The sequence below is a fragment of the Dethiosulfovibrio faecalis genome, assembly GCF_021568795.1.
GTDB lineage: Bacteria > Synergistota > Synergistia > Synergistales > Dethiosulfovibrionaceae > Dethiosulfovibrio > Dethiosulfovibrio faecalis.
The window spans coordinates 1-20,400 of sequence record NZ_JAKGUE010000012.1 but is presented as its reverse complement, the minus strand read 5'-3'; the positions used below and the strand labels follow the sequence as shown (position 1 = coordinate 20,400).

Sequence of the window (20,400 nt, the reverse complement as noted above, 5' to 3'; positions counted from 1 at the left end):
TTGGGAGGTGAGGTTATCGTGGAAGAATTAGAGTACGGTTCTCTGGAGTGGTGGCATCAGACCGTCAACATAGGGGTCCTACAGGAGATTCTGGATAGATTCGCCCAGATATTGAACTGTGGCGCGGTTCTCACTACGGCCTTGGGAGTTCCGATAACCACCCCCAGCAATTTTACAAGGTTTTGCCGTCTCATGCGGTCCACCGAGGAAGGTCGGAGATTGTGTTGGGAGAGCGATGCCGCCGGTGGAAGAGCTGGGCTGGAGCAGGGAAAGGTAAGAATATATCGCTGTCATGCGGGATTGATAGATATGGCCCTTCCGGTGGTAATAGAGGGCCGTCTGGCCGGGGTGGTGCTTTGCGGTCAGGTAAAGCTTAGACACTATACCCGTCAGGAGGTGGAGGAGCTTGCCGGAGTTGGTTGGCAGAATTTGTCCAATCGGGACGAATTGGTGGACCTGTTCATGGAGGCCCCGGTCGTCCCCAGGGAGGTCATAGACCAGGGAGGAGAGCTTATAAAGCTGGTCTCGTCTCATGTCGTAGAGCTATGCGAGCGCCGTCTGGCGGAGAAGAAATTGCTCGTAAAGGATCTGGTTCTCATGAGGGAGAAATGCGACAAGCAGTCTCTCGAGAGGAACCTGAAGATCAGTCAGATAAAGGCTCTCAGACATCAATTGAACCCCCACTTCATGTTCAATACCCTCAACGCTATAGTTCGCCTCGCCATGTTCGAGAATGCGCCTGAGACGGAGGCCTTGGCATACAGGTTTTCCCAGTATCTGAGGTATGTCTTGAGAAGACAGGCCAGAGAGGAGTTGGTTCCCCTTGCCGGGGAGGTGGAGTGCGTAGAACATTTCCTCTCTATAAACAAGATAAGGTTCAGCGATAGGTTCGATTTCGACCTCCACGTCGATCCCGGAACCAGGGACGTGAGGGTACCCTTCATGATATTGCAGCCTTTGGTCGAGAACGCCATAGTCCACGGAGTGGAACCCTCGACTGACCGATGCCACCTTTCCGTCGACGCTTCCATAGAAGAAGGTTCTCTTGTGGTCACCGTTTCCGACGACGGTGTAGGATTCGATTGTTCCAATTTCTCTCCCGGAGTCGGGGTATCTAACGTCATGGAAAGGCTGGATCTTCATTATGGAAAAGAGGGCTGTCTCCGTTGGTCCTCCTGTCCCGGCGATGGAAGTAGATTCGAGGTTACCATGCCTTTGAGACGAGGGGAGGAGATGACGGGATGACGGGAGATATCTTCAAGGTCCTGGTGGTGGAGGACGAGCCCCTTGAACGGAAGGCTCTGTCGATTCTTCTGGAGAGGATGAAGGACCCCCTCGAGATAAAATCGGTCGGAACCGCCCCCGAGTTCGAGGAACTCTGCGGGACCTGGGATCCCGACGTCGTCCTTCTCGACATACACATACCGGGGGGGGACGGTTTAAGCTCCCTCAAAAAGCTCAGGGAAGACGGTTTCCTCGGGGATGTCGTGTTGATCACGGCTTACGACGTGTTTCAATACGCTCAGAACGCCATGGGGCTGGGGGTCAAGTCCTTTTTGGTAAAACCCGTCACGGGGGAGCGTCTCCAGGAAGAGTTCGACAGGGTCTTGCGGGACGTCAGGGAGAGACGGCTCAGAACTCTGGAGATAGATCAGCTTAAGACCTTTATAAAGAACAACAGAGGCTCGTTGGCCCTTAGGATGATACAGGATCTGCTTCGTTCCGGTCAGGTAAGCGATGGAATGATGGACGTCATGGCCAGCCTTAGATTGCCCCCTTCCAGACCATGCCACCTTTTCGGGGTGATCTCCGTGGCGAGCGAGAGAGGGCTTGGAACCGATTCTCTCTTCCTGTGGGACGATTTCGACAAGGCTCTGGGAGACGAGGTAGTGACGGTCCCGTGGGACGGGTCTCTGTCCTTTTTTTTGGTGACCTTCGAGGAAGCGTTGTCGGACGTCGACCGTTGGCTTTCCCGTTTCCTCGAGGTCATACTTAGAAACGACGCGATGGCGAACGTGGCTTACGGAGGACTTATAGACCGACTGGAATCGATCCCCTCCGCCGTTACCAGGTTGGAGGAGGCCCTCGAGGAGAGCTTGCTGGAAGGGATGGGGAGGGCCGTCATGGTGGAGAACAGCGTGGACGACCCTCCTACGCCGGATTACGATTTCGATCTGGAGACCGTGCAGCAGCAGTCGGTGGAGGCTTTTCTGAACAATAGGCCGGATCTTCTCTCTTCCGTCAAGGAAAGCTTGGATGTGCTGATAAGCAACTCGTCCCCTTCGGATCTCAACATGGTCAAGTTCATGGTGACAGGTCTTTTGGGACAGGTATGTCACGTCTTGCTTCGGCTGAAATGTGATGCCGGAGCGGTGACAGGATGGAGCAGGCGGCAGATGCTTAATCTCATCTCGATACAGACTCCCATGGCTCTTACAAAAGCTCTTCCGGAGGCCTTCGATCAGGCCTGGACAGTGAGGGAATCCGCCAGCGATCCTACGGTCATAATGGTTCAGCAGGCGTTACACTACATAGAGGCCAACTACGACGACGTTACCCTTGAGAGGGTGGCCGACGCAGTACACGTCAGTCCCAGCTATCTGAGCAGGACCTTCAGACGGGTTCTTGGGGATCGTTTCGTCGACAAGGTGAAATCGGTGAGGATGGATCGAGCCAAGGCCCTCTTGTCCGACGGAGTCTCCGTCAGAGACGTGGCTATCTCGGTGGGGTACGGCAACATCGCCTATTTCAGCACAATCTTTAAGCAATCGACCGGGTGTAGCCCTAGCGATTACAGGAAAAAAAACTGAAAAGCAAACGATCTGCGAAAGCGTCGCCCTCAGAGGCGGCGCTTTCGTTTTTTTGATTACTTGTCGTCGCTTCAGAGAGACGAAGTCCCCCTCATCCCTCGTTCAGCTTCATCTCGTGGCTCTATCGGTCAAAAAGTCCGCTCTCTCTATGAATGCTTTCAACTTCTCCCTCATATAGCATCGTGTAGAAGATTAGTTTCAGCGAGTGTTCAGGAAGGAGGATGCCCAGTGTCCGAATCGGGCAAGTTACCCCGTTCCATTCAGGAGTTTGTGCCGGGAAAGCAGATCACTTTGGCCCACGTGGTCAGAAATCCCAGGTCCAACCTCTGCGATCGCATAGGAGTCGACAGAGGAGGAGCCCTGGGGTTGATGACCATAACTCCCGGGGAGGGCTCCATCATAGCGGCCGATGTCGCGTCGAAAGCGGCGGTCGTCGAGGTCGAGTTCGTGGACAGGTTCACCGGTTGCGTGATGATTTCCGGTGAGATATCGGCGGTCGAGAGTGCTCTATCCAGCGCCGTGTCGGTTCTCAGGGACTCCTTGGGATTCACTCCCGCCGAGGTCACGAGGACATGAGTCGACCATGGCGGGTCATGGTCATCGGTTCCGTCGATTCCGGCAAGTCCACCCTTTTAGGGGTCCTTTCCGATAGGGCTGTTAGGACTGTAAAGACCGAGTCCATCGATTTTTGCGGCGATTTCGTGGACACGCCAGGCGAGTTTCTGGATATCCCTCTTCACTACAACTCCCTGATATCCACATCCTCCAAGGCATCGGTCGTGCTGCTTTTGGTGGATCCCACCAGAAATTGTCCCCCTCCTCCGACGTTCTCGAGCGTGATATGCGCTCCTGTCTTGGGAGTCGTTACCAAGTCCGATCTGGCGTCTTCGGAGCAGATCGAAAAGGCTAAGAAATCGCTTTGTCGAAGCGGCGTGAGGGAAAGCTGCGTCATCTCCTCCGTAACAGGGGAGGGGATAGAGTTTTTGAAGTCCACGATGGAAAGGTATCGACCGACCTCTTAGAGGACGGAAAGCTAAAACAGGAGGTGTCATCGGAATGAATGCAGAAGCGTTGGGTATGGTCGAGACCAGAGGATTGGTAGGCGTTATAGAGGCTGCCGATGCCATGGTCAAGGCGGCTAACGTTCGTCTCGCCGGATACGAAAAGATAGGGTCGGGCTACGTGACCGTGATGGTGAGAGGCGATGTAGGGGCCGTCAAGGCTGCCGTCGACGCCGGAGCCGCGGCGGCCAAGCGGGTCGGAGAGGTCGTATCCGTTCACGTGATCCCCAGGCCTCATTCGGATACCGAGAGGATCCTGCCCAAGATAGAGGGCTAGCGATAACTGACTGATAGGAGGAGCAAAGGGATGGAACAGGACGTAATGAAGAAGGTTATGGACGAGGTTATGAAAAGGCTTGGAGAGGGTGCCGCTCCTGCCGCCGCTCCCGCTCAGGAGAGCAAGGCAGTCGAGGAGAGTTGCGGTTCGTTCTGCTCTCCCTCCGTGGGGGTCACCGAGTTCGTCGGTCTTGCAAGAGGGCACACCATCGGTCTGGTTATCGCAAACGTCGAGAGCTCCCTTCATGAAAAACTCGGGATCGATCCCAAGTACAGGTCTATCGGAATCATCTCCGACCGCATCGGGGCCGGACCTCAGATAATGGCGGCCGACGAGGCCGTAAAGGCCACCAACACCGAGATCGTCGCCCTCGAGCTATGCAGGGACACCGAGGGGGGCGCCGGACACGGATGCCTGATCCTTTTCGGGGCGGAGGACGTATCGGACGCCCGTAGGGCCGTCGAGGTCGCCCTGAAAGACCTGGATCGCACCTTCGGCGACGTCTACGGATGTGCGGCCGGTCACCTCGAGTTTCAGTATACCGCCAGGGCCAGCGACGCTCTCAACAAGGCGTTCGGAGCCCCTGTCGGAAGGGCCTTTGGTCTCATAGTAGGAGCTCCTGCCGGAATCGGCTTCGTGATGAGCGACACCGCTCTCAAGGCCGCCGAGGTCGAGCTTCTGGCCTACAGTTCTCCCGGCCAGGGCACCTGCTGGACCAACGAGTGCATCATCGCATTCACCGGGGACTCCGGTGCCGTCCGTCAGGCGATAATCGCCGCCAGAGAGATGGGACAGAAACTTCTCGGGGTTTTCGGAGAGGCACCTGCGACCGACACCACTCCCTACATTTGATGTCGGTCTTTAGCGACGGAGGTGACAGCGATGGCAGATAAAAGAAGCAAGAGATTCGAGATCCTGGAGAATCGCCCGGTTCACCAGGACGGATTCATCGGAGAGTGGGTGGACGTCGGCCTCATAGCCATGGACAGTCCCAACGACCCCAAGCCCTCTGTGGTGGTAAGAGACGGTCTGATAGTCGAGATGGACGGACGTCCCCGTAAGGAATTCGACATGATAGAGCAGTTCGTGGCGGACTATTGCATAGATCGGTCCGTCGCTCAGGAGGCCATGTCCAAGTCCTCTCTGGAGCTGGCCAGGATGTTGGTGGATATATCGGTCCCGACCAAGGAGGTCCGCAGGCTTTTCTCAGGGCTTACCCCTGCGAAGATGGCCGACGTTATCGGCCAGATGAACATCGTCGAGATAATGATGGCCATGCAGAAGATGAGGGCCCGTCAGACTCCGGGCAACCAGGCCCATATCACCAGCGCCACGGACAACCCCATTATGCTCTGTGCCGATGCGGCGGAGGGAGCCCTGAGAGGGTTCATGGAGGAGGAGACCACCGTGGCGGTAGCACGCTATGCGGCTCTCAACGCCATTTCCCTTCTGGTCGGATCCCAGACAGGACGTCCCGGCGTTCTCACCCAGGACGCTCTGGAAGAGGCCTTCGAGCTCCAGATCGGAATGCAGGGACTGACCAGCTATGCCGAGACCGTCTCGGTTTACGGCACGGAGAGCGTCTTCGTGGACGGAGACGATACCCCCTGGTCCAAGGCCTTCCTGGCCTCCGCCTACGCCAGTCGAGGAATAAAGATGCGTTTTACCAGCGGAACCGGCAGCGAGGTTCAGATGGGCGCGGCAGAGGGACGGAGCATGCTGTATCTGGAGGCCCGGTGCATCATGGTCACCAAGGGTGCCGGCGTTCAGGGACTTCAGAACGGATCGATATCCTGTATCGGGGTTCCCGGAGCCGTCCCCAGCGGTCTCAGGGCCGTGGCGGGAGAGAATCTCATAACCATGATATACGGTCTCGAGGTCGCTTCCGGAAACGACCAGACCTTCTCCCATTCGGACATGCGTCGTACCGCTAGAACAATTCCTCAGATGTTCTCCGGTGCGGATTTCATCTTCTCGGGGTATTCGGGCGTTCCCAACAAGGACAACATGTTCGCCGGATCCAACTGGGATATCGAGGACGTCGACGACTATCTCACCCTTCAGAGGGATTTCCGTGTCGACGGAGGTCTCAACCCCGTAACGGAGGACGAGGTCGTGGCCTGTCGCAACAAGGCTGCTAGAGCCCTTCAGGCGGTTTACGACGAGCTGGGATTCCCTGCCATCTCGGACGAGGAGATCGAGGCGGCCACCTACGGTCACTCCAGTTCGGACATGCCTCCCAGAAACATTCCCGAGGACCTCAAGGCAGCCGAGAGGGTCATGACCGAGATGATCAACGGCATCGATATCATAAAGGCCCTTTCCAAGAGAGGATTCCGAGAGGAAGCCGAGGCCCTGGTCAGGATGATGAAACAACACGTATCAGGAGACTATCTCCAGACCTCGGCCTGGGTCGATAGGGAAGGCGGCGTCTGGAGTGCCGTAAACGACCCGAACTCCTATCAGGGCCCCGGCACGGGATATTCCATGTCGGAGGAGCGTTGGAACCAGCTTAAGAACGTGCCCTGGGCCATAAGGGCCGAGGACGTTTAAGGAGGGACTTGGGAATGATAAACGAAGAACTGGTCCGTAAAGTCATAGCCGAGGTCCTGCAGGAGGTCGGTGCCTCGGAGAACGTGGGGGCTGCCTCCGTCGCGGCAAGGCAGTCCGTTACCGCCGTAAAGGCCGGAATATCCATGGAGATGACCGAAAAAGAGAGGGCTACCCGTGGAACAGATGCCAGAGAGGTGGTGGTGGCCATACCTCCCGCATTCGGAACCGAATTCGACGCTACCATCGTGGACGTCTCCCTGGCAGACGTGCTCCGTCAGGTCTTTGCCGGGATAGAGGAGCAGGGCCTTTCCTGGAGACTCGTCAGGGTCTATCACACCGCGGACGTGGCGTTCATAGCCCATCAGGCGGCGAAACTCTCCGGGTCGGGAGTCGGTATAGGGATCATATCCAGAGGTACGACCGTCATACATCAGAGAGATCTGGCCCCTCTCAACAACCTGGAGCTATTCCCTCAGTCTCCCCTATTGGATCTGGAGACCTTCAGAGCCATAGGCAGAAACGCCGGTATGTACGCCAAGGGAGAGCAGCCGGTACCGGTGGCTACTAAAAACGATCCTATGGCCAGGCCTAAATTCCAGGGAATAGCCGCACTGCTGCACAACAAGGAAGTCAAGGCACTGGATCGCTCCAAGTCTCCCATGGAGCTTCAGGTCCGATTCAGGTAGGGAGGGATGACAGTGGAGATCAACGAGAAGCTTATAGCCGAGATGGTCCGTCAGGTCCTACAGAGTGGAGGAAGCCAGGAAGACGGGGCGTCTAATTCGCCTCAGGAAACTTCCGTAAAAGACCGAAAGGCATTGTCCAAGGACGATTACCCTCTGGCGGTTAAAAGGCCGGAGCTTTTGGTCGGGCCCAGAGGCAAGGGGTTTGACGAGCTTACCCTGTCCAATATAGAGAGCGGAAATGTGGCCTTCGAGGACTTCAAGATAACCCCCGATGCCCTGGAATATCAGGCTCAGATAGCCGAGGACGACGGATGCCATCAGATAGCCGTCAACCTTAGAAGGGCCGCGGAGCTAACTAAGGTTCCAGATGCCAGGGTGTTGGAGATATACAACGCCATGAGACCTCATAGATCGACGAAGTCCGATCTTTTGGGAATAGCCGACGAGCTGGAGAAGAACTACGGTGCCATGGTATGTGCCGAGCTTCTTCGGGAGACCGCCGACGTATACGAACGCAGAAAGCTTCTCAAAGGCGATCTGCCTACCGAATAGAGGTAGATCATGGCGATCGTCGCTGGTATCGATATAGGGAACTCCACGACCGAGGTCGCCTTGGCGGAGGTGTCGGGAGACGGTAAGACCTTCCTAGCCTCCGCTCTGCATCCGACTACGGGACTCAAGGGAACGGTCCAGAACCTGAGAGGCATAAGGTTGGCCTTGGAAAAGGCCATTGAAGCCGCCGCTTGGGATAGAGGGGATTTCGGCAGGGTAGACCTGATTCGACTTAACGAGGCGGCTCCGGTCATAGGGGACGTCGCCATGGAGACGGTCACTGAGACTGTCATCACCGAGTCCACCATGATAGGTCATAACCCCTCGACTCCAGGAGGTCTCGGAATAGGCGTAGGGGTGACTGTGGCCTACGATGACCTGAGGAACCGAGCTAGCGGTGAATCGGTAGTCGTAGTCATCCCGGGTTCGGTCGATTTCGAGGCCGCATCGGAGACCGTAAACGAGGTCGTAGATAAAGGCTTGGATGTGAAAGCTCTGATATGTCAGAACGACGACGGGGTCCTGATATCCAACAGGCTGAGTCGGCCTCTCCCTATAGTGGACGAGGTCTCTGCGATAGACAAGATTCCTCTCGGTATGGACAGTTGCGTGGAGGTAGCCGGTCCCGGAAGGGTAATAGAGGTGCTTGCCAATCCCTACGACGTGGCCACCATATTCGGATTGTCTCCCGAAGAGACCAAGCAGATAGTTCCTGTGACCAGAGCTTTGGTGGGAAATCGATCCGCAGTGGTCATAAGGACCCCCATGGGAGAGGTGAAGGAAAGGTCTATCCCCGCCGGAGAGATATCCATAGATTCGCCTAACGGCAGAAAAAACGTGGACGTCGAGGCCGGGGCTGAGGCCATAATGAGCCTCCTCTCTGTCTGTCACCCTATTACGGATATCTTCGGTCAGCCTGGCAGCAACGTTGGAGGGATGATGGAGAGGGTCCGTACCACAATGGCGAAGTTGACCGGGCTTTCGATAGCGGAGATCCACATACAGGACCTTCTGGCCGTCGATACCATGGTCCCTCAAAAGGTCGTAGGAGGTCTGGCCGGAGAGTTTTCCCAGGAGAACGGGGTGGCTCTGGCAGTCATGGTTAAGACCGCCAAGCTCCCGATGCAGGCGGTCGCAGAGGCCGTATCGGAGGACATAGGGATAAAGGTCGAGATAGGCGGGGTAGAGGCCGACATGGCCATCAGAGGCGCCTTGACGACCCCCGGAACCGATCGCCCTATCGCCATCCTCGATCTCGGAGCCGGCAGTTCCGACGCCTCTTTTATGAAGTACGACGGGTCGGTCGAGCTGATTCATCTGGCAGGTGCGGGAAACATGGTCAACACCGTCATATGCAGCGAGTTGGGGATCGAAGATCCCGAGCTGGCCGAGTCGATAAAGAGATATCCGCTGTGCAAGGTGGAAAGCGCCTATCACGTCAGGCAAGAGGACGGTACGGTCCGCTTTTTCGATAGACCTCTTGCTCCGGACCTTTTCGGGAGGGTCGCTCTGGCTATATCGGACGAGATCCTACAGCCCATCCCCCTCAGAGTCTCCATGGAAAAGGTGCGGATGGCCAGGAGAAAGGCCAAGAAAGAGGTCTTCGTGATCAACGCCTTGAGGGCGTTGGAGCATGTGGCCCCCGCCGGAAACGTAAGGATGATAGATCACGTGGTCCTGGTGGGTGGGTCGGCCAAGGATTTCGAGATCCCCACCATGATAACCGATGCTCTGGCCAGATATGGAGTGGTCTCAGGCAGAGGTAACGTTCGAGGTTCGGAAGGTCCGAGAAACGCCGTCGCCACCGGGCTGGTCCTCTCATACGGAGGTACGTCATGATGTCCTGTTTGAGGATAGGCGATGACGACAGGCCCGCGATCCACCTTTACGTGTCTCCCGAGACGGAGGATTCCGCCGTCTCTCTGGTGGCGGCCGGAGCGGAAGAGGAAGGAATACCCCTCCGTTGGATCTTCGGAAAGGGATCGGCCTCGGATCTGGCCAAAGAGGGCAGCCTGTCCTCTCCTCTTCAGGTAGGAGCGGGGCTGGATTCTCAGGGAATAGCGGTGACCTTCGCCACCTACAGAGAGCGAAGAGCTTATCTGGAGGAGAGTTTCGAGGGGTTCGATCGGTCGCTGCTCCTTCGATGGCTGGGACAGGCCGCAGCCAGATTCGTGAAAAAAGAGCCTCTGCCGGAGTGGAGATGCAGGTCGAACCAGGAATCCGACCGATCATCCGGCGAGGATGGGATCGAAGCCATTGTGGCTCAGGTATTGAAGAGCCTTAAGAGGACGGAGGCGATGCACCGATGAACGAACCTAGAACGGCTATGGGTTTTATCGAAACCGTCGGTCTCGTTGCGGCCATCGCTGCGGCCGACGGGGCCCTTAAGAGCGCCAACGTGAAATTGATCGGTAGAGAGAATTCCAGAGGAGACGGTATGGTCACGGTGAAGATCGCCGGAGACGTCGGAGCGGTCAAGGCGGCCATATCGGCGGCGAAGGCCGCGGTAGAGCCCTTCGGAACTGTGGTGTCCGCTCAGATGATCCCTCGCCCCGCTGTCGGGTTCGGACCGGTGATGGCCTATAACGACGATACCAAATCGGCGGCGGACTGGCTCTTTGAGGTGGCTCCCGGTGAAACTACCGGTAAGGTCGCGACTGTCGATGGAACCCCCTCGATAGGGGAAAAAGACCGATGGGAGGCGGACATGGAAAACGCCTCTCGGGTAAGGACGAAGGAACGCAGAAAGGCGAGTAGCCGTAAAAAGTCGAGCTCCTCTAAAGAAGGGGTATCCAAGGAATCCCAACAGGGTAAACCCGGTGGAAGAAGACGCAGAAAAACCTCTTCCAACAAAGGAACGGCGAAGACCGATGTCCCCGATTCTATCGAAAATGGAACGGAAGAAAAGAAGGCAGAGATAAAAAAGGTCGAGGAATCGCCAAAGATGAAGGCTGATTCCGAGGGGAATTCCAAGACGGAAGTCGGTAAGTCTCGAAAAACGGAGAACGAGAAATTTCAGGATAAAACCTCCGACGACGCCTCCGGGCCCGTCGAAGGATAAATTCAAGAACGGGAGGATTAGTCATGGGACAGGAAGCATTGGGATTGATCGAAACTAGAGGTCTCGTAGCAGCCATAGAGGGAGCGGACGCGATGGTCAAGGCCGCCAACGTCGTCCTAATAGGCCAGAGGCTCAGCGGAGCCGGATTGGTGACCGTGATGGTGCGAGGCGACGTGGGAGCGGTAAAAGCCGCGGTGGATGCCGGTTGCGCCGCGGCGAGCAGAATCGGAGAGGTCGTCTCCACTCACGTGATCCCCAGGCCTCACATGGACACGGAGAAGATCCTTCCAGCCGGAGGAGTAGATATCCTCTCCGCATCGAACGACTAGGCGGTGATGTGCGATGGCGATTTCGAGAGAGCTGGTGGACAAAATAGTCAGCGAGATCCTCCAGAGCTTGCCCGAGTCGCGTGTCGAGCACGATCCGGCTCTCGTCGTGGCCGGGGTCAGCAATCGCCACGTTCATCTTTCTCGGAATGACGGCGATAGGCTTTTCGGTTCCGGTCATGAGCTTACTCCCATCAAGGATCTACGTCAGCCCGGACAGTTCGCCTGCAAGGAAACGGTTACCTTGGCCACAGCAGGAGGGGTTTTGGAATCGGTGCGTGTCCTTGGTCCCTACCGTAAGGCTACCCAGGTGGAGATCTCTGCGTCCGACGCCAGGCGGCTCAGGATAAAGGCTCCCCTGGTAAAAAGCGGATCCGATCTTCCCTGTGATCCCGTCACGTTAATTGGGCCCGCCGATTCCATGACGGTAGAAGTAGGGGTGGGCATAGCCTGGAGACACCTGCATCTCACTCCTCCCAGAGCGGCGGAACTATCCCTGAAGGACGGGCAGGAAGTGTCGGTGGAGGTGCCGGGAGACAGAGGGATCGTCTTCAGCCGTGTCTGGGTGAGGGTTGGCGATTCTATGGAGGTAGAGTTCCACGTGGACGTGGACGAAGCTAATTCCTGCGGTCTTTCCACCGGCGATATGGTCAGGGTACTCGGATCATGACCTCTTGGCTTACTCCCGAACTATCTCTTTGTGGACAGGTCTTTCGAGAAGGGGTTGCAGAAGGGAAACGACCATCCGGAAAGATCTGTCTCGGATTCGATCTGGGAACCACCAACATGGTACTGGTGGCCTTGGACGAGGAAGGCTTTCCAATAGGAGCGGTTATGGAGCCCTCTAAAGCCTCCGTCAGGGACGGGGTCGTGGTCGATTACCTCGAGGCGATCAGAGGGATGAAGGCCTGTCTCGACCGGCTTTCGAGAGAGATCCCCATCGACGAATCCGTTACGGTGGGAGCCGCCGCCTACCCTCCTGGGATATCCTCTAAAACCGCCAAGGTCTGCGCCAACGTGGTGGAGGCTTTGGGATTCGAGTGTGGAGGGCTGTACGAGGAGCCCTCCGCCGCGGCAGAGGCGTTGGGCATGTCCGACGGTGTGATCGTAGACATAGGCGGAGGGACCACCGGCATCTCCGTCGTGAGGGATGAAAAAGTGATCTTCTCCTCCGACGAACCTACTGGGGGTACCCATATGACACTTGTTTTGGCTGGAGCTCTGGGTATCGATTTCGACAGGGCAGAGGAGGAAAAGAGAAAAAACAGGAACAGATATGCCCCTCTTTTGAAACCCGTACTCGAGAAGATGGCTACCATCGTCAGGAACGGACTGAAGAGATGTCCCGAGTCGGACGGACTTCCGGTAGTCCTGGTAGGAGGGGGAGCCGACATCGTCGGAGTGGAGGACGTGATGAAACCGATAATAGGCCGTCCCGTATCCATGGCTCCCGAAACTCTTTTGGTTACGCCGCTGGGAATCGCTCGTTCTCTCTGGAGGAACCGTTATGGATCTAGATAAAACGGTCGACATGGTGTTGAAGAAGCTGTCGATCCCCAGAATAGGGGTTCTGTGGCATTCCAGATCCCGCTGGGAGGGCGATCGTGGCTTTGCGGACTGGGTCCATTATGTCGACGGAGGCCCTGGGCCTGCCGATCCCTGGTACGACCTGAATTCAATGGACAGGCCGGAAAACGAGGGGTATTCCCTCGACGGTCTGATGGTCCTATCGGCTCCGCCCTCTCTTTTGAGGGAGTTGGTGACCTTTCCCGAGACTTCCGGTGGGAGGCTCATAGCCGGATGTCTGGGAAGAAATCTGCCGGTGGTGCTGGACGTTACCTCCCTCAGGGGATGGAGTGCATGGCAGGGCCCCATGGGAGAGAGGCTGGCGAGGGCCATATCCGATTTGACCTGTTTGGGATGTTCTCTCGTCGGATGGGGATCCGACTCGGTAAAAGACTCCGGTCTTCCGGATAAGAGGGGCAAGGAAGTAGCTTTGTCCGATCCCGGCTGGTACAGCTGGTCCGAGATAGCTCCGTCGGTAAGGCCTGGAGCTGTCCTGCATTTGGGAAGCGGCGTTAAACTTACCGATCAGGCCAAGGAGAGGCTGTCCGCCATAGGAGTAACCCTGGAGGTGAGCCGACGTTGTTGAGCTACGAGCTTATAGTCAAACCGTCAGATACGGCCAGGAGGATGATGTTAAGACGGGTTCCGTCCAGCGAGAAGAAAAGGATAGAGACGGCTCGCTGGGGTGCTGTACTGCTTTTACAGGGACAGGTCGCAGAGCTCGTTGCCGCGGTAGACGACGGGGTCAAGAGGGCCCCAGTAGAGGCGGTGGAGATTTTGGGCAACTGTCCGCAACACATACAGACTGTCGCCCTTATCGGAGGGATTGCCGAGTGTCGTGCGTCCCTCGACGGATTGAAGGAAGGGGGACGGCTGAAATGAAGTTGGCCAGGGTCGTAGGCAACGTGGTAGCTACCAGAAAAGACGATCGACTTGTCGGACATAAGCTGCTGATAGTTCGTCTCCTCTCCCCCAGGGGGGACGGCGATCTAGGCCCTTCCGTTAAAGGAGAAAATTTTATGGTGGCGGTCGATATGGTCGGTGCCGGTATAGGAGAGGACGTTATAGTCTGTTCCGGCAGCTCTGCCGCTAAATCCTCCGGTGTTCCGGATGCCCCTATCGACGGCGCTATAGTCGGTATTGTCGATTCTGCCGACGTGGACCCAAGAGAGGTCGGTTAGGCGGATGGCCAGACTCTACACTGGAGGAGGGGACGGAGGCACTACGTCCTTATTGGACGGGACCAGGGTTCAAAAAGACGACCCCCGAATAGATCTCAACGGAACCCTCGACGAAGCTCAGGCAGCCATAGGAATGGCCAGGAGCATGGCTCCAGGGAGGTTCTTATCCGATATGGAGGATCTGGAACACACCCTTTTCCTCCTGATGGCCTACGTGGCTCGAGGAGACAGGGACATACCGTCGCTATCGGCCGATCTGTTTGAGAAAAAAATAGACGGACTCGAGAGCCTTTGGCCTCACGATAGATCTTTCGTCCGGCCGGGAAAGTCCCCTTCCGGCGCAGCGCTTCATCTGGCCCGCACCATAACCAGAAGGGCGGAGAGAGAGGCCCTGCCGCTGTTTCGTCGTCACCTGATCGACGAGGACTCGTACAGGCTGATAAACCGCCTGTCTGATTACATATTCGCTTTGGCCGTGGCATGCGACGAGGAATCCGTGGTCGAAGAGATCACCCGAAAGGTAATAAAGGAGTTGATAAGGATGTCCTGCAAAGAAGGCGAAGGTCGTCTCTCTCTAAAGACGGCTCTCGATCTTGTGTCAGCCGCGGAGGAGAAGGCGTCGCAGATTTCGGTTCCTATGGCTATCACCGTTTCGGACGAAAAGGGCCCTTTGGTCTTCAATAGGATGGACGGAGTTTTGCCGGTCAGCGTGGGATTAAGCGGCAAAAAGGCCAAGACTGCCCTGGGACTCCGTAAAACCACATCCGAGGTCTACGATCTGGTCCAGCCGGGAGCTCCGCTTTACGGTCTACAGTCCGATCCCGATCTGTGTTGTTTCGGCGGCGGTATCCCTTTGACCGATAAAGAGGGCAAGGTCGTCGGAGCCGTAGGGGTCAGCGGGGGATCCGTGGAAGAGGATATCGAGGTAGCGGAGGCTGCGGTGTCCCTTTGGAAAGAAAAGGAGGTTCGATGAAGCCGATGGATGAGAAGATGCTTCATGAACTCGTCTCTGCCGTAGTGAAAAGGATATCCTCCGAGGATGTAGTCAAGGATGGCGGATTTTCTCCGGCCTTCGAGAAGGTAGACGATGCCGTCGAGGTTTCCGTGAAAGCGCAGAGAAAGTGGCAGTTCGAATATTCACTGGACAAGAAGAAGTTCATTATAAACTCTCTCAAAGCGGACCTTCTCCCTCAGGTTGAGGAATTTTCTTCTCTGGCCTTGAAGGATACGGGCATGGGGAACCTGAAGGACAAGATAATGAAGAACCGTCTCGCCATAGAGAAGACCCCCGGTCCCGAGTTTATACGTACCTCCTGCACCACCGGGGACGAAGGACTGGTGTTGGAGGAGCACGCTCCATTCGGTGTGATAGCTTCGATAACTCCGTCCACCAATCCGACCGCCTCGGTCATAAACAACACGATCTGTATGCTCTCCGCCGGGAACAGCGTCGTGTTCGCTCCACATCCCGGAGCTGCCGAGAGCAGCATCGATATGGTCCAGCGAGTACACGATTCCTTGATATCCCACGGCGCTCCCGAGGGCATAATCACTGTGTTATCCCGCATCAGCATGGAGAACGTCGGAGCCCTCATGTCCCATCCTGCGGTTCGTCTGGTCTCGGCTACGGGAGGTCCCGGAGTCGTCAACGCAGCCCTTTCCTCCGGGAAGCCCGCCATAGGAGCCGGTCCTGGAAACCCCCCGGTGGTGGTGGACGAAACCGCTCACGTGGAACAGGCCGCCAAGGATATAGTGGCGGGGTGTTCCTTCGACAACAACCTCCCCTGCACATCCGAGAAGGCTCTGATAGTGGTCAACTGCGTCGCCGATCAGCTTAAGAGAAAGATGCTGGAGGAGGGAGCCTTCGAGCTCAAGGATCCGGCAAAGATACAGGCTCTCAAAGAGGCGACCCTCAACGAAAAACGAACCGATCCAAACAGAGATTTCGTCGGCAAAGACGCGGTGTGGATCTTGGAGAGGATCGGCATAAAGGCGCCCGGGAACGTCAGACTCATCCTCGTGGAATGCGAGCTGGACGACCCCATAATCCAGGTCGAGATGCTGATGCCCGTCCTCGGTATGGTGAGGGTCCCCGATTTCGATGCGGCTCTCGAGGCTGCCATAAAGACGGAGCACGGTTTCAGGCATTCCGCCCTGATCCACAGCACCAACGTCGATCACATGAGCGTTATGGCCAAGGTCATGGAGACCACTATGTTCACGAAGAACGGTCCTTCTTTCTCTACCTTGGGGTTCGGAGGCGAGTGTCCCACTGCATTCACCATAGCCACCACCACCGGCCAGGGACCGACCACCCCCCTTTCGTTCTGTAGACTGCGCAGGTGTAACCTCCACGGTTCGTTCAGGATCGTCTGATCGGATGTGCCTCGAATGATTGCCCCCGATCTGCTGAATAAGGTCCTTGCTGCCGGGGTCGTGGGAGCCGGAGGTGCCGGTTTCCCCACTCACGTCAAGCTCTCAGCCGACGGCGTACATACGTATCTGGTAAACGGAGCGGAATGCGAGCCGCTGTTGAGAAACAACATGGTCCTATTCGACGAAAAGACCCCCTTTCTCGTCGAAACCGCCTATAAGGTCGGAGCGATCCTCGGCGCAGAAAAGGTTCTTTTCTGCGTGAAGAGAAAACATGTCTCCCAGATAGACAAACTCAGGCTGGCCGGGGCCGATGTTTTCGAGATGGACGATTATTATCCGGCGGGCGACGAGATAATCCTGATTCAGGAGGCCACGGGATTGACAGTTCCAGAAGGAGGCCTTCCCCTTCAGGTCGGAGTGGTGGTCAACAACGTGGAGACCCTGTACAACCTGGGGCGGGCCATGGAAGACGCTCCTGTTATCAGGACCTGGGTTACCGTCGGAGGTGCCGTCGCCAATCCCGGGGTCTGGTCGGTTCCGATAGGCACTATAGCGTCGGAGCTTGTTGCCCTGGCCGGTGGGGAGACCATCCCTAATCCGGTCTACGTGGACGGGGGACCTATGACGGGAACCTACAGAGAGTCGGCGGAATTCTCTTTAGGCAAGAGATCCAACGGGATATTGGTCATCCCATCCGACTCGGCATTGGTCCGCTACGAGACCATGCCGGTGGAGACCATAATCCGTCAGGCTCGTTACGCCTGTTGCCAATGTACCCAATGTACCATGGTTTGTTCCAGACACCTGATAGGTTACGAGCTGGAACCTCACAAGGTGATGAGGGCCATGGCTTATCCGGAGCAGAGGACCCCGGAGATACTGAAGATGGCTATGCTCTGTTCCGATTGCAACCTGTGCAGCGGCCTTCACGGCTGTCCTATGCAGTTGAGCCCCAGAAGGGTGAATCAACTTTTGAAGGCTTCTTTCAGGGAGAAAAAGGTCAAGTTCTCCTTTGACAAAGCCCTGGATGGACCTGACGAAAACAGACCGTATCGACTGCTACCGAGCAAGCGGCTGGTAAGGCGTATAGGACTTACCGGATGGGATGTAGATTGTCCCTTTATGGGCGAATACGCTCCTCTCCGTGTGGATATAGCGATGGGGCAGCATATAGGGGCTCCCTGTATCCCGATCGTCCAGGTAGGACAGGAGGTCTCGGAGGGGCAGACCATCGGCGTCGTGCCGGAAGGAGCGTTAGGGGCGCCGGTTCATTCGTCGGTAAACGGATCCGTGGAATCGGTTAGCGATAGCTCGGTGGTCATAAAAGCCAGGAAGGGGTGATGAGTTTGGTTTTCCGTGCCATTGGGGCCATCGAATTGATAAGCGTGGCGAAGGGTTTTTCTGTAGCTGACGGTATGGTCAAAGCGGCCGACGTTAAGCTTCTGGCCGCCAGAACATTATGTCCTGGAAAGTTTATCGTCATAGTCGCCGGTCAGGTTGGGGCGGTCTCAAGTTCATTGGAGATGGGACTGTCGATCGGAGGCGAGACAGTTTCCGATTTCACGTCCATACCGAACGTCCATCCTGCAGTATTTCCGGCTCTTATGTGTTCTACCGAGTTGGATACGATGAAAGATCTGGGCGTGGTGGAGACCATGTCCGCCACTTCGGCGATAGAGGCCGCCGACGCCGCGGCCAAGGCGTCCAAGGTCAGCTTGATAGAGATAAGGATCGGTCAGGGAATGGGAGCCAAGGCTTTTCTGTCCTTTTCAGGAGAGATCTCCGACGTTCGTTCCGCCTTGAAGTCTGCCAGATCCGTTGTGGAGGACAGAGGACTCTTGGTAGATGCGGTCGTCATAAGCGCCCCTGACAGGCAATTGAAAGACGCGATAAGGTAAGGCTTTTATCCCTTCTACGATATGTAAAAAAGACGATATATAGGGAGGTTCGACTGTGAACAATCTATTCGGCGAGTTTTTGGGAACGTTGGTCTTATGCGCTTTCGGTAACGGAATATGTGCCTGCTGTCTTCTGAATAAATCCAAGGGACAAAACGCAGGGTGGTTGATGATCAATATCGGATGGGGAATCGCCGTCACCATGGGGGTGTTTACCGCCATCGCCTGCGGAGCTCCTCAGGCGGATATCAATCCTGCGGTGACTCTCACTAAGCTGATGGGAGGAGTATATACTCTGCCTCACGCTTTGATAACCATGTCCGTTCAGATTGCCGGAGGTTTTTGCGGCGCGGTTGTAGCCTGGCTATGTTACCTCGGGCACTGGGAGGCAACGGACGACAAGGGGATAAAACTCGGCGTATTCGCGACTGGTCCCGCTATACGCAATACACCTGCCAACCTTATAACCGAGATAATAGGGACCATGGCTCTTATCGTGCTGATAATGGTGATTTTTTCCGTTCCCGTCGGAGGCTCAGCCGGTCTCGTATCTGGATTTGGCCCTTTCTTGGTGGGTTTTCTGGTCTTGGCTATAGGGACGGCTTTCGGAGGACCTACCGGCTATGCGATCAATCCCGCCCGCGATCTGGGACCTCGAATCGCCCATGCCGTACTCCCGATAGCCGGAAAAGGCGGATCGGACTGGGGCTATTCCTGGATTCCCATAGTTGGTCCCTTCATAGGAGCAGGGCTTTCCTATGCGATCGTTAAGGCCATAGGGGTAGCTTTCGTAGGATAGGATGTCTTACAGCCCTGGATATCGGGCTACAGTATATTGTATAATTAGATCGTTCGAAAGATAACGAGGGGAGGTAGTTTAAGTGCAGAAAATACTTATCGCTCCCGGCAGGTACGTCCAGGGAGCCGGCGCTTGCTCGCAGTCCGGTGCTCAGGTGGCAAAGCTTGGAAAAAAGGCTTTGGTCATAGGGGGCAAGAGAGGACTAGGGGCAGTCGAGAAGACCATGAAGGAGAGTTTCGAGGCCAACGGAGTGGCTTTCATCAAGGAGTCCTTCGGTGGAGAGTGTTGTTTCAAGGAAATCGACAGGGTAGCTTCTGTAGCCAAGGATAAAGGTGCCGATTTCATCGTCAGCGTGGGAGGCGGCAAGGCCCACGATACGGGTAAGATGGCCGCTTTCAAGCTGGGGATCCCTGTTGTGGTGGTTCCCACCATAGCGGCTACCGATGCTCCATGCAGCGCTCTCTCCGTGGTATATTCCGAGGAAGGCGTCTTCGAGAGTTACGAGTTTCCTCCCAGTCCCGATATGGTCATAGTCGATACGGAGATAGTGGCTAAAGCTCCGACCCGTCTTCTGGTATCCGGAATGGGAGACGCTCTGGCCACGTGGTTCGAGGCCGAGGCCTGTTACAAGACCAGAGCTTCCAATATGCCAGGAGGAGCCGCTACGGAGGCGGCCATGGCTCTGGCCAGGCTCTGTTACGATCAGTTGCTTGAGTATGGCTACGAGGCCAAACTGGCCTGCGATGCCGATGTCGTGACGCCAGCCTTGGAACGAATCGTCGAGGCCAACACCCTGCTTTCCGGTATGGGGTTCGAGAGCGGAGGGCTGGCGGCGGCTCACGCTATCCATAACGGAATGACTGCGATAGAGGAGATGCACCAGATGTATCACGGAGAGAAGGTCGCCTTCGGAACCCTCACCCAGCTGGTCCTTCAGGATTCCCCCAGAGAGACTCTGGAGGACGTGCTGGATTTCTGCACCTCCGTGGGGCTTCCGATCACTCTGGCCCAGCTTGGCTTGAAGGACCCCACTCCCGAAAAGATAATGGCGGCTGCCGAGATGGCTACTGCCGAAGGGGAGACGATACACAACCAACCCTGCAAGGTTACCGCATCCGATGTCGCCAACGCCATGATGGCCGCCGATGCCCTTGGGCGCAGCTGGCTTGCCCTGGATAAATCCTGACCCCAACCCCCTCGGGGTACGACCACATATCCTGATATGGAAGAGGGGGCGCGGGGTTAGCAGCGGGG

The 20,400-nt window shown here is 56.4% G+C and carries 24 protein-coding genes; all 24 read left to right on the top strand.

Annotation, left to right across the window (positions count from 1 at the left end; translation table 11 throughout):
• The first annotated feature begins 18 nt into the window (after positions 1–18).
• Complete coding sequence (locus L2W58_RS09045) at positions 19–1,245, top strand: PocR ligand-binding domain-containing protein (RefSeq protein WP_236103018.1); 1,227 nt, start codon at positions 19–21, stop codon at positions 1,243–1,245.
• Complete coding sequence (locus tag L2W58_RS09040; RefSeq protein WP_236103017.1) at positions 1,242–2,810, top strand: helix-turn-helix domain-containing protein; 1,569 nt, start codon at positions 1,242–1,244, stop codon at positions 2,808–2,810. Before L2W58_RS09045 ends, L2W58_RS09040 begins: the two co-directional genes overlap by 4 nt.
• Before the next feature lie 228 nt (positions 2,811–3,038).
• Positions 3,039–3,386: a BMC domain-containing protein gene (locus L2W58_RS09035; RefSeq protein WP_236103016.1), complete on the top strand. Its 348-nt coding sequence runs from the start codon at positions 3,039–3,041 to the stop codon at positions 3,384–3,386.
• The gene (locus tag L2W58_RS09030; protein WP_236103015.1) at positions 3,383–3,832 is read left to right on the top strand and encodes a EutP/PduV family microcompartment system protein; all 450 of its coding nucleotides are present in this window, start codon (positions 3,383–3,385) and stop codon (positions 3,830–3,832) included. The genes L2W58_RS09035 and L2W58_RS09030 overlap by 4 nt, the downstream gene beginning before the upstream one ends.
• A 34-nt stretch (positions 3,833–3,866) precedes the next feature.
• Positions 3,867–4,148 (top strand): BMC domain-containing protein, encoded by a 282-nt coding sequence (locus L2W58_RS09025; protein WP_236103014.1) that lies wholly within the window; start codon positions 3,867–3,869, stop codon positions 4,146–4,148.
• Positions 4,149–4,178: 30 nt separating this feature from the next.
• A complete protein-coding gene (gene pduB, locus L2W58_RS09020; protein ID WP_236103013.1) occupies positions 4,179–5,000 on the top strand; it encodes a propanediol utilization microcompartment protein PduB in 822 nt (273 codons plus the stop codon).
• Positions 5,001–5,030: 30 nt separating this feature from the next.
• Positions 5,031–6,701 carry a propanediol/glycerol family dehydratase large subunit gene (locus tag L2W58_RS09015; protein ID WP_236103012.1) on the top strand — a complete coding sequence of 557 codons (1,671 nt, stop codon included), beginning with the start codon at positions 5,031–5,033 and terminating at the stop codon, positions 6,699–6,701.
• Positions 6,702–6,715: 14 nt separating this feature from the next.
• Positions 6,716–7,387, top strand: a complete 672-nt coding sequence (locus tag L2W58_RS09010; protein ID WP_236103011.1) for a propanediol/glycerol family dehydratase medium subunit — start codon at positions 6,716–6,718, stop codon at positions 7,385–7,387.
• Positions 7,388–7,393: 6 nt separating this feature from the next.
• Positions 7,394–7,939, top strand: a complete 546-nt coding sequence (locus tag L2W58_RS09005) for a diol dehydratase small subunit (RefSeq protein WP_236103010.1) — start codon at positions 7,394–7,396, stop codon at positions 7,937–7,939.
• A gap of 9 nt (positions 7,940–7,948) precedes the next feature.
• A complete protein-coding gene (locus L2W58_RS09000; protein WP_236103009.1) occupies positions 7,949–9,778 on the top strand; it encodes a diol dehydratase reactivase subunit alpha in 1,830 nt (609 codons plus the stop codon).
• Positions 9,778–10,248: a glycerol dehydratase reactivase beta/small subunit family protein gene (locus L2W58_RS08995; protein ID WP_236103008.1), complete on the top strand. Its 471-nt coding sequence runs from the start codon at positions 9,778–9,780 to the stop codon at positions 10,246–10,248. Before L2W58_RS09000 ends, L2W58_RS08995 begins: the two co-directional genes overlap by 1 nt.
• Complete coding sequence (locus L2W58_RS13140; RefSeq protein ID WP_274705053.1) at positions 10,245–11,000, top strand: BMC domain-containing protein; 756 nt, start codon at positions 10,245–10,247, stop codon at positions 10,998–11,000. The genes L2W58_RS08995 and L2W58_RS13140 overlap by 4 nt, the downstream gene beginning before the upstream one ends.
• Before the next feature lie 23 nt (positions 11,001–11,023).
• Positions 11,024–11,329: a BMC domain-containing protein gene (locus L2W58_RS08985; protein ID WP_236103007.1), complete on the top strand. Its 306-nt coding sequence runs from the start codon at positions 11,024–11,026 to the stop codon at positions 11,327–11,329.
• A gap of 13 nt (positions 11,330–11,342) precedes the next feature.
• Positions 11,343–11,996 (top strand): PduL/EutD family phosphate acyltransferase, encoded by a 654-nt coding sequence (locus L2W58_RS08980; RefSeq protein WP_236103006.1) that lies wholly within the window; start codon positions 11,343–11,345, stop codon positions 11,994–11,996.
• A complete protein-coding gene (eutJ, locus tag L2W58_RS08975) occupies positions 11,993–12,847 on the top strand; it encodes an ethanolamine utilization protein EutJ (protein ID WP_236103005.1) in 855 nt (284 codons plus the stop codon). Before L2W58_RS08980 ends, eutJ begins: the two co-directional genes overlap by 4 nt.
• Complete coding sequence (locus L2W58_RS08970; protein ID WP_236103004.1) at positions 12,834–13,478, top strand: hypothetical protein; 645 nt, start codon at positions 12,834–12,836, stop codon at positions 13,476–13,478. The genes eutJ and L2W58_RS08970 overlap by 14 nt, the downstream gene beginning before the upstream one ends.
• A complete protein-coding gene (locus L2W58_RS08965; protein WP_236103003.1) occupies positions 13,475–13,774 on the top strand; it encodes a hypothetical protein in 300 nt (99 codons plus the stop codon). The genes L2W58_RS08970 and L2W58_RS08965 overlap by 4 nt, the downstream gene beginning before the upstream one ends.
• Complete coding sequence (locus tag L2W58_RS08960) at positions 13,771–14,073, top strand: EutN/CcmL family microcompartment protein (protein ID WP_236103002.1); 303 nt, start codon at positions 13,771–13,773, stop codon at positions 14,071–14,073. Before L2W58_RS08965 ends, L2W58_RS08960 begins: the two co-directional genes overlap by 4 nt.
• Before the next feature lie 4 nt (positions 14,074–14,077).
• Positions 14,078–15,046 (top strand): cob(I)yrinic acid a,c-diamide adenosyltransferase, encoded by a 969-nt coding sequence (locus L2W58_RS08955; protein WP_236103001.1) that lies wholly within the window; start codon positions 14,078–14,080, stop codon positions 15,044–15,046.
• Positions 15,043–16,449: an aldehyde dehydrogenase family protein gene (locus tag L2W58_RS08950; protein ID WP_236103000.1), complete on the top strand. Its 1,407-nt coding sequence runs from the start codon at positions 15,043–15,045 to the stop codon at positions 16,447–16,449. Before L2W58_RS08955 ends, L2W58_RS08950 begins: the two co-directional genes overlap by 4 nt.
• Before the next feature lie 15 nt (positions 16,450–16,464).
• Positions 16,465–17,790, top strand: coding sequence for a 4Fe-4S dicluster domain-containing protein (locus L2W58_RS08945; protein ID WP_236102999.1), 1,326 nt, complete (start codon positions 16,465–16,467; stop codon positions 17,788–17,790).
• Positions 17,790–18,347, top strand: coding sequence for a BMC domain-containing protein (locus L2W58_RS08940; RefSeq protein ID WP_236102998.1), 558 nt, complete (start codon positions 17,790–17,792; stop codon positions 18,345–18,347). The genes L2W58_RS08945 and L2W58_RS08940 overlap by 1 nt, the downstream gene beginning before the upstream one ends.
• Positions 18,348–18,402: 55 nt before the next feature.
• Positions 18,403–19,146: an MIP/aquaporin family protein gene (locus L2W58_RS08935; protein ID WP_236102997.1), complete on the top strand. Its 744-nt coding sequence runs from the start codon at positions 18,403–18,405 to the stop codon at positions 19,144–19,146.
• An 82-nt stretch (positions 19,147–19,228) separates the two neighbouring features.
• Positions 19,229–20,332, top strand: coding sequence for a glycerol dehydrogenase (locus L2W58_RS08930; RefSeq protein WP_236102996.1), 1,104 nt, complete (start codon positions 19,229–19,231; stop codon positions 20,330–20,332).
• Positions 20,333–20,400: the final 68 nt, after the last annotated feature.

What these genes read in the sequence shown, in the direction of transcription:
- L2W58_RS09010 (WP_236103011.1), top strand. Translation starts at nt 6,716, where the DNA reads ATGATAAACGAAGAACTGGTCCGTAAAGTCATAGCCGAGGTCCTGCAG.
- L2W58_RS09005 (WP_236103010.1), top strand. Translation starts at nt 7,394, where the DNA reads ATGACAGTGGAGATCAACGAGAAGCTTATAGCCGAGATGGTCCGTCAG.
- L2W58_RS09030 (WP_236103015.1), top strand. Translation starts at nt 3,383, where the DNA reads ATGAGTCGACCATGGCGGGTCATGGTCATCGGTTCCGTCGATTCCGGC.
- L2W58_RS13140 (WP_274705053.1), top strand. Translation starts at nt 10,245, where the DNA reads ATGAACGAACCTAGAACGGCTATGGGTTTTATCGAAACCGTCGGTCTC.
- eutJ (WP_236103005.1), top strand. Translation starts at nt 11,993, where the DNA reads ATGACCTCTTGGCTTACTCCCGAACTATCTCTTTGTGGACAGGTCTTT.
- L2W58_RS08980 (WP_236103006.1), top strand. Translation starts at nt 11,343, where the DNA reads ATGGCGATTTCGAGAGAGCTGGTGGACAAAATAGTCAGCGAGATCCTC.
- pduB (WP_236103013.1), top strand. Translation starts at nt 4,179, where the DNA reads ATGGAACAGGACGTAATGAAGAAGGTTATGGACGAGGTTATGAAAAGG.
- L2W58_RS09025 (WP_236103014.1), top strand. Translation starts at nt 3,867, where the DNA reads ATGAATGCAGAAGCGTTGGGTATGGTCGAGACCAGAGGATTGGTAGGC.
- L2W58_RS09000 (WP_236103009.1), top strand. Translation starts at nt 7,949, where the DNA reads ATGGCGATCGTCGCTGGTATCGATATAGGGAACTCCACGACCGAGGTC.
- L2W58_RS09015 (WP_236103012.1), top strand. Translation starts at nt 5,031, where the DNA reads ATGGCAGATAAAAGAAGCAAGAGATTCGAGATCCTGGAGAATCGCCCG.
- L2W58_RS08940 (WP_236102998.1), top strand. Translation starts at nt 17,790, where the DNA reads ATGAGTTTGGTTTTCCGTGCCATTGGGGCCATCGAATTGATAAGCGTG.
- L2W58_RS08985 (WP_236103007.1), top strand. Translation starts at nt 11,024, where the DNA reads ATGGGACAGGAAGCATTGGGATTGATCGAAACTAGAGGTCTCGTAGCA.
- L2W58_RS09040 (WP_236103017.1), top strand. Translation starts at nt 1,242, where the DNA reads ATGACGGGAGATATCTTCAAGGTCCTGGTGGTGGAGGACGAGCCCCTT.
- L2W58_RS08950 (WP_236103000.1), top strand. Translation starts at nt 15,043, where the DNA reads ATGAAGCCGATGGATGAGAAGATGCTTCATGAACTCGTCTCTGCCGTA.
- L2W58_RS08960 (WP_236103002.1), top strand. Translation starts at nt 13,771, where the DNA reads ATGAAGTTGGCCAGGGTCGTAGGCAACGTGGTAGCTACCAGAAAAGAC.
- L2W58_RS08995 (WP_236103008.1), top strand. Translation starts at nt 9,778, where the DNA reads ATGTCCTGTTTGAGGATAGGCGATGACGACAGGCCCGCGATCCACCTT.
- L2W58_RS08945 (WP_236102999.1), top strand. Translation starts at nt 16,465, where the DNA reads ATGATTGCCCCCGATCTGCTGAATAAGGTCCTTGCTGCCGGGGTCGTG.
- L2W58_RS08970 (WP_236103004.1), top strand. Translation starts at nt 12,834, where the DNA reads ATGGATCTAGATAAAACGGTCGACATGGTGTTGAAGAAGCTGTCGATC.
- L2W58_RS08955 (WP_236103001.1), top strand. Translation starts at nt 14,078, where the DNA reads ATGGCCAGACTCTACACTGGAGGAGGGGACGGAGGCACTACGTCCTTA.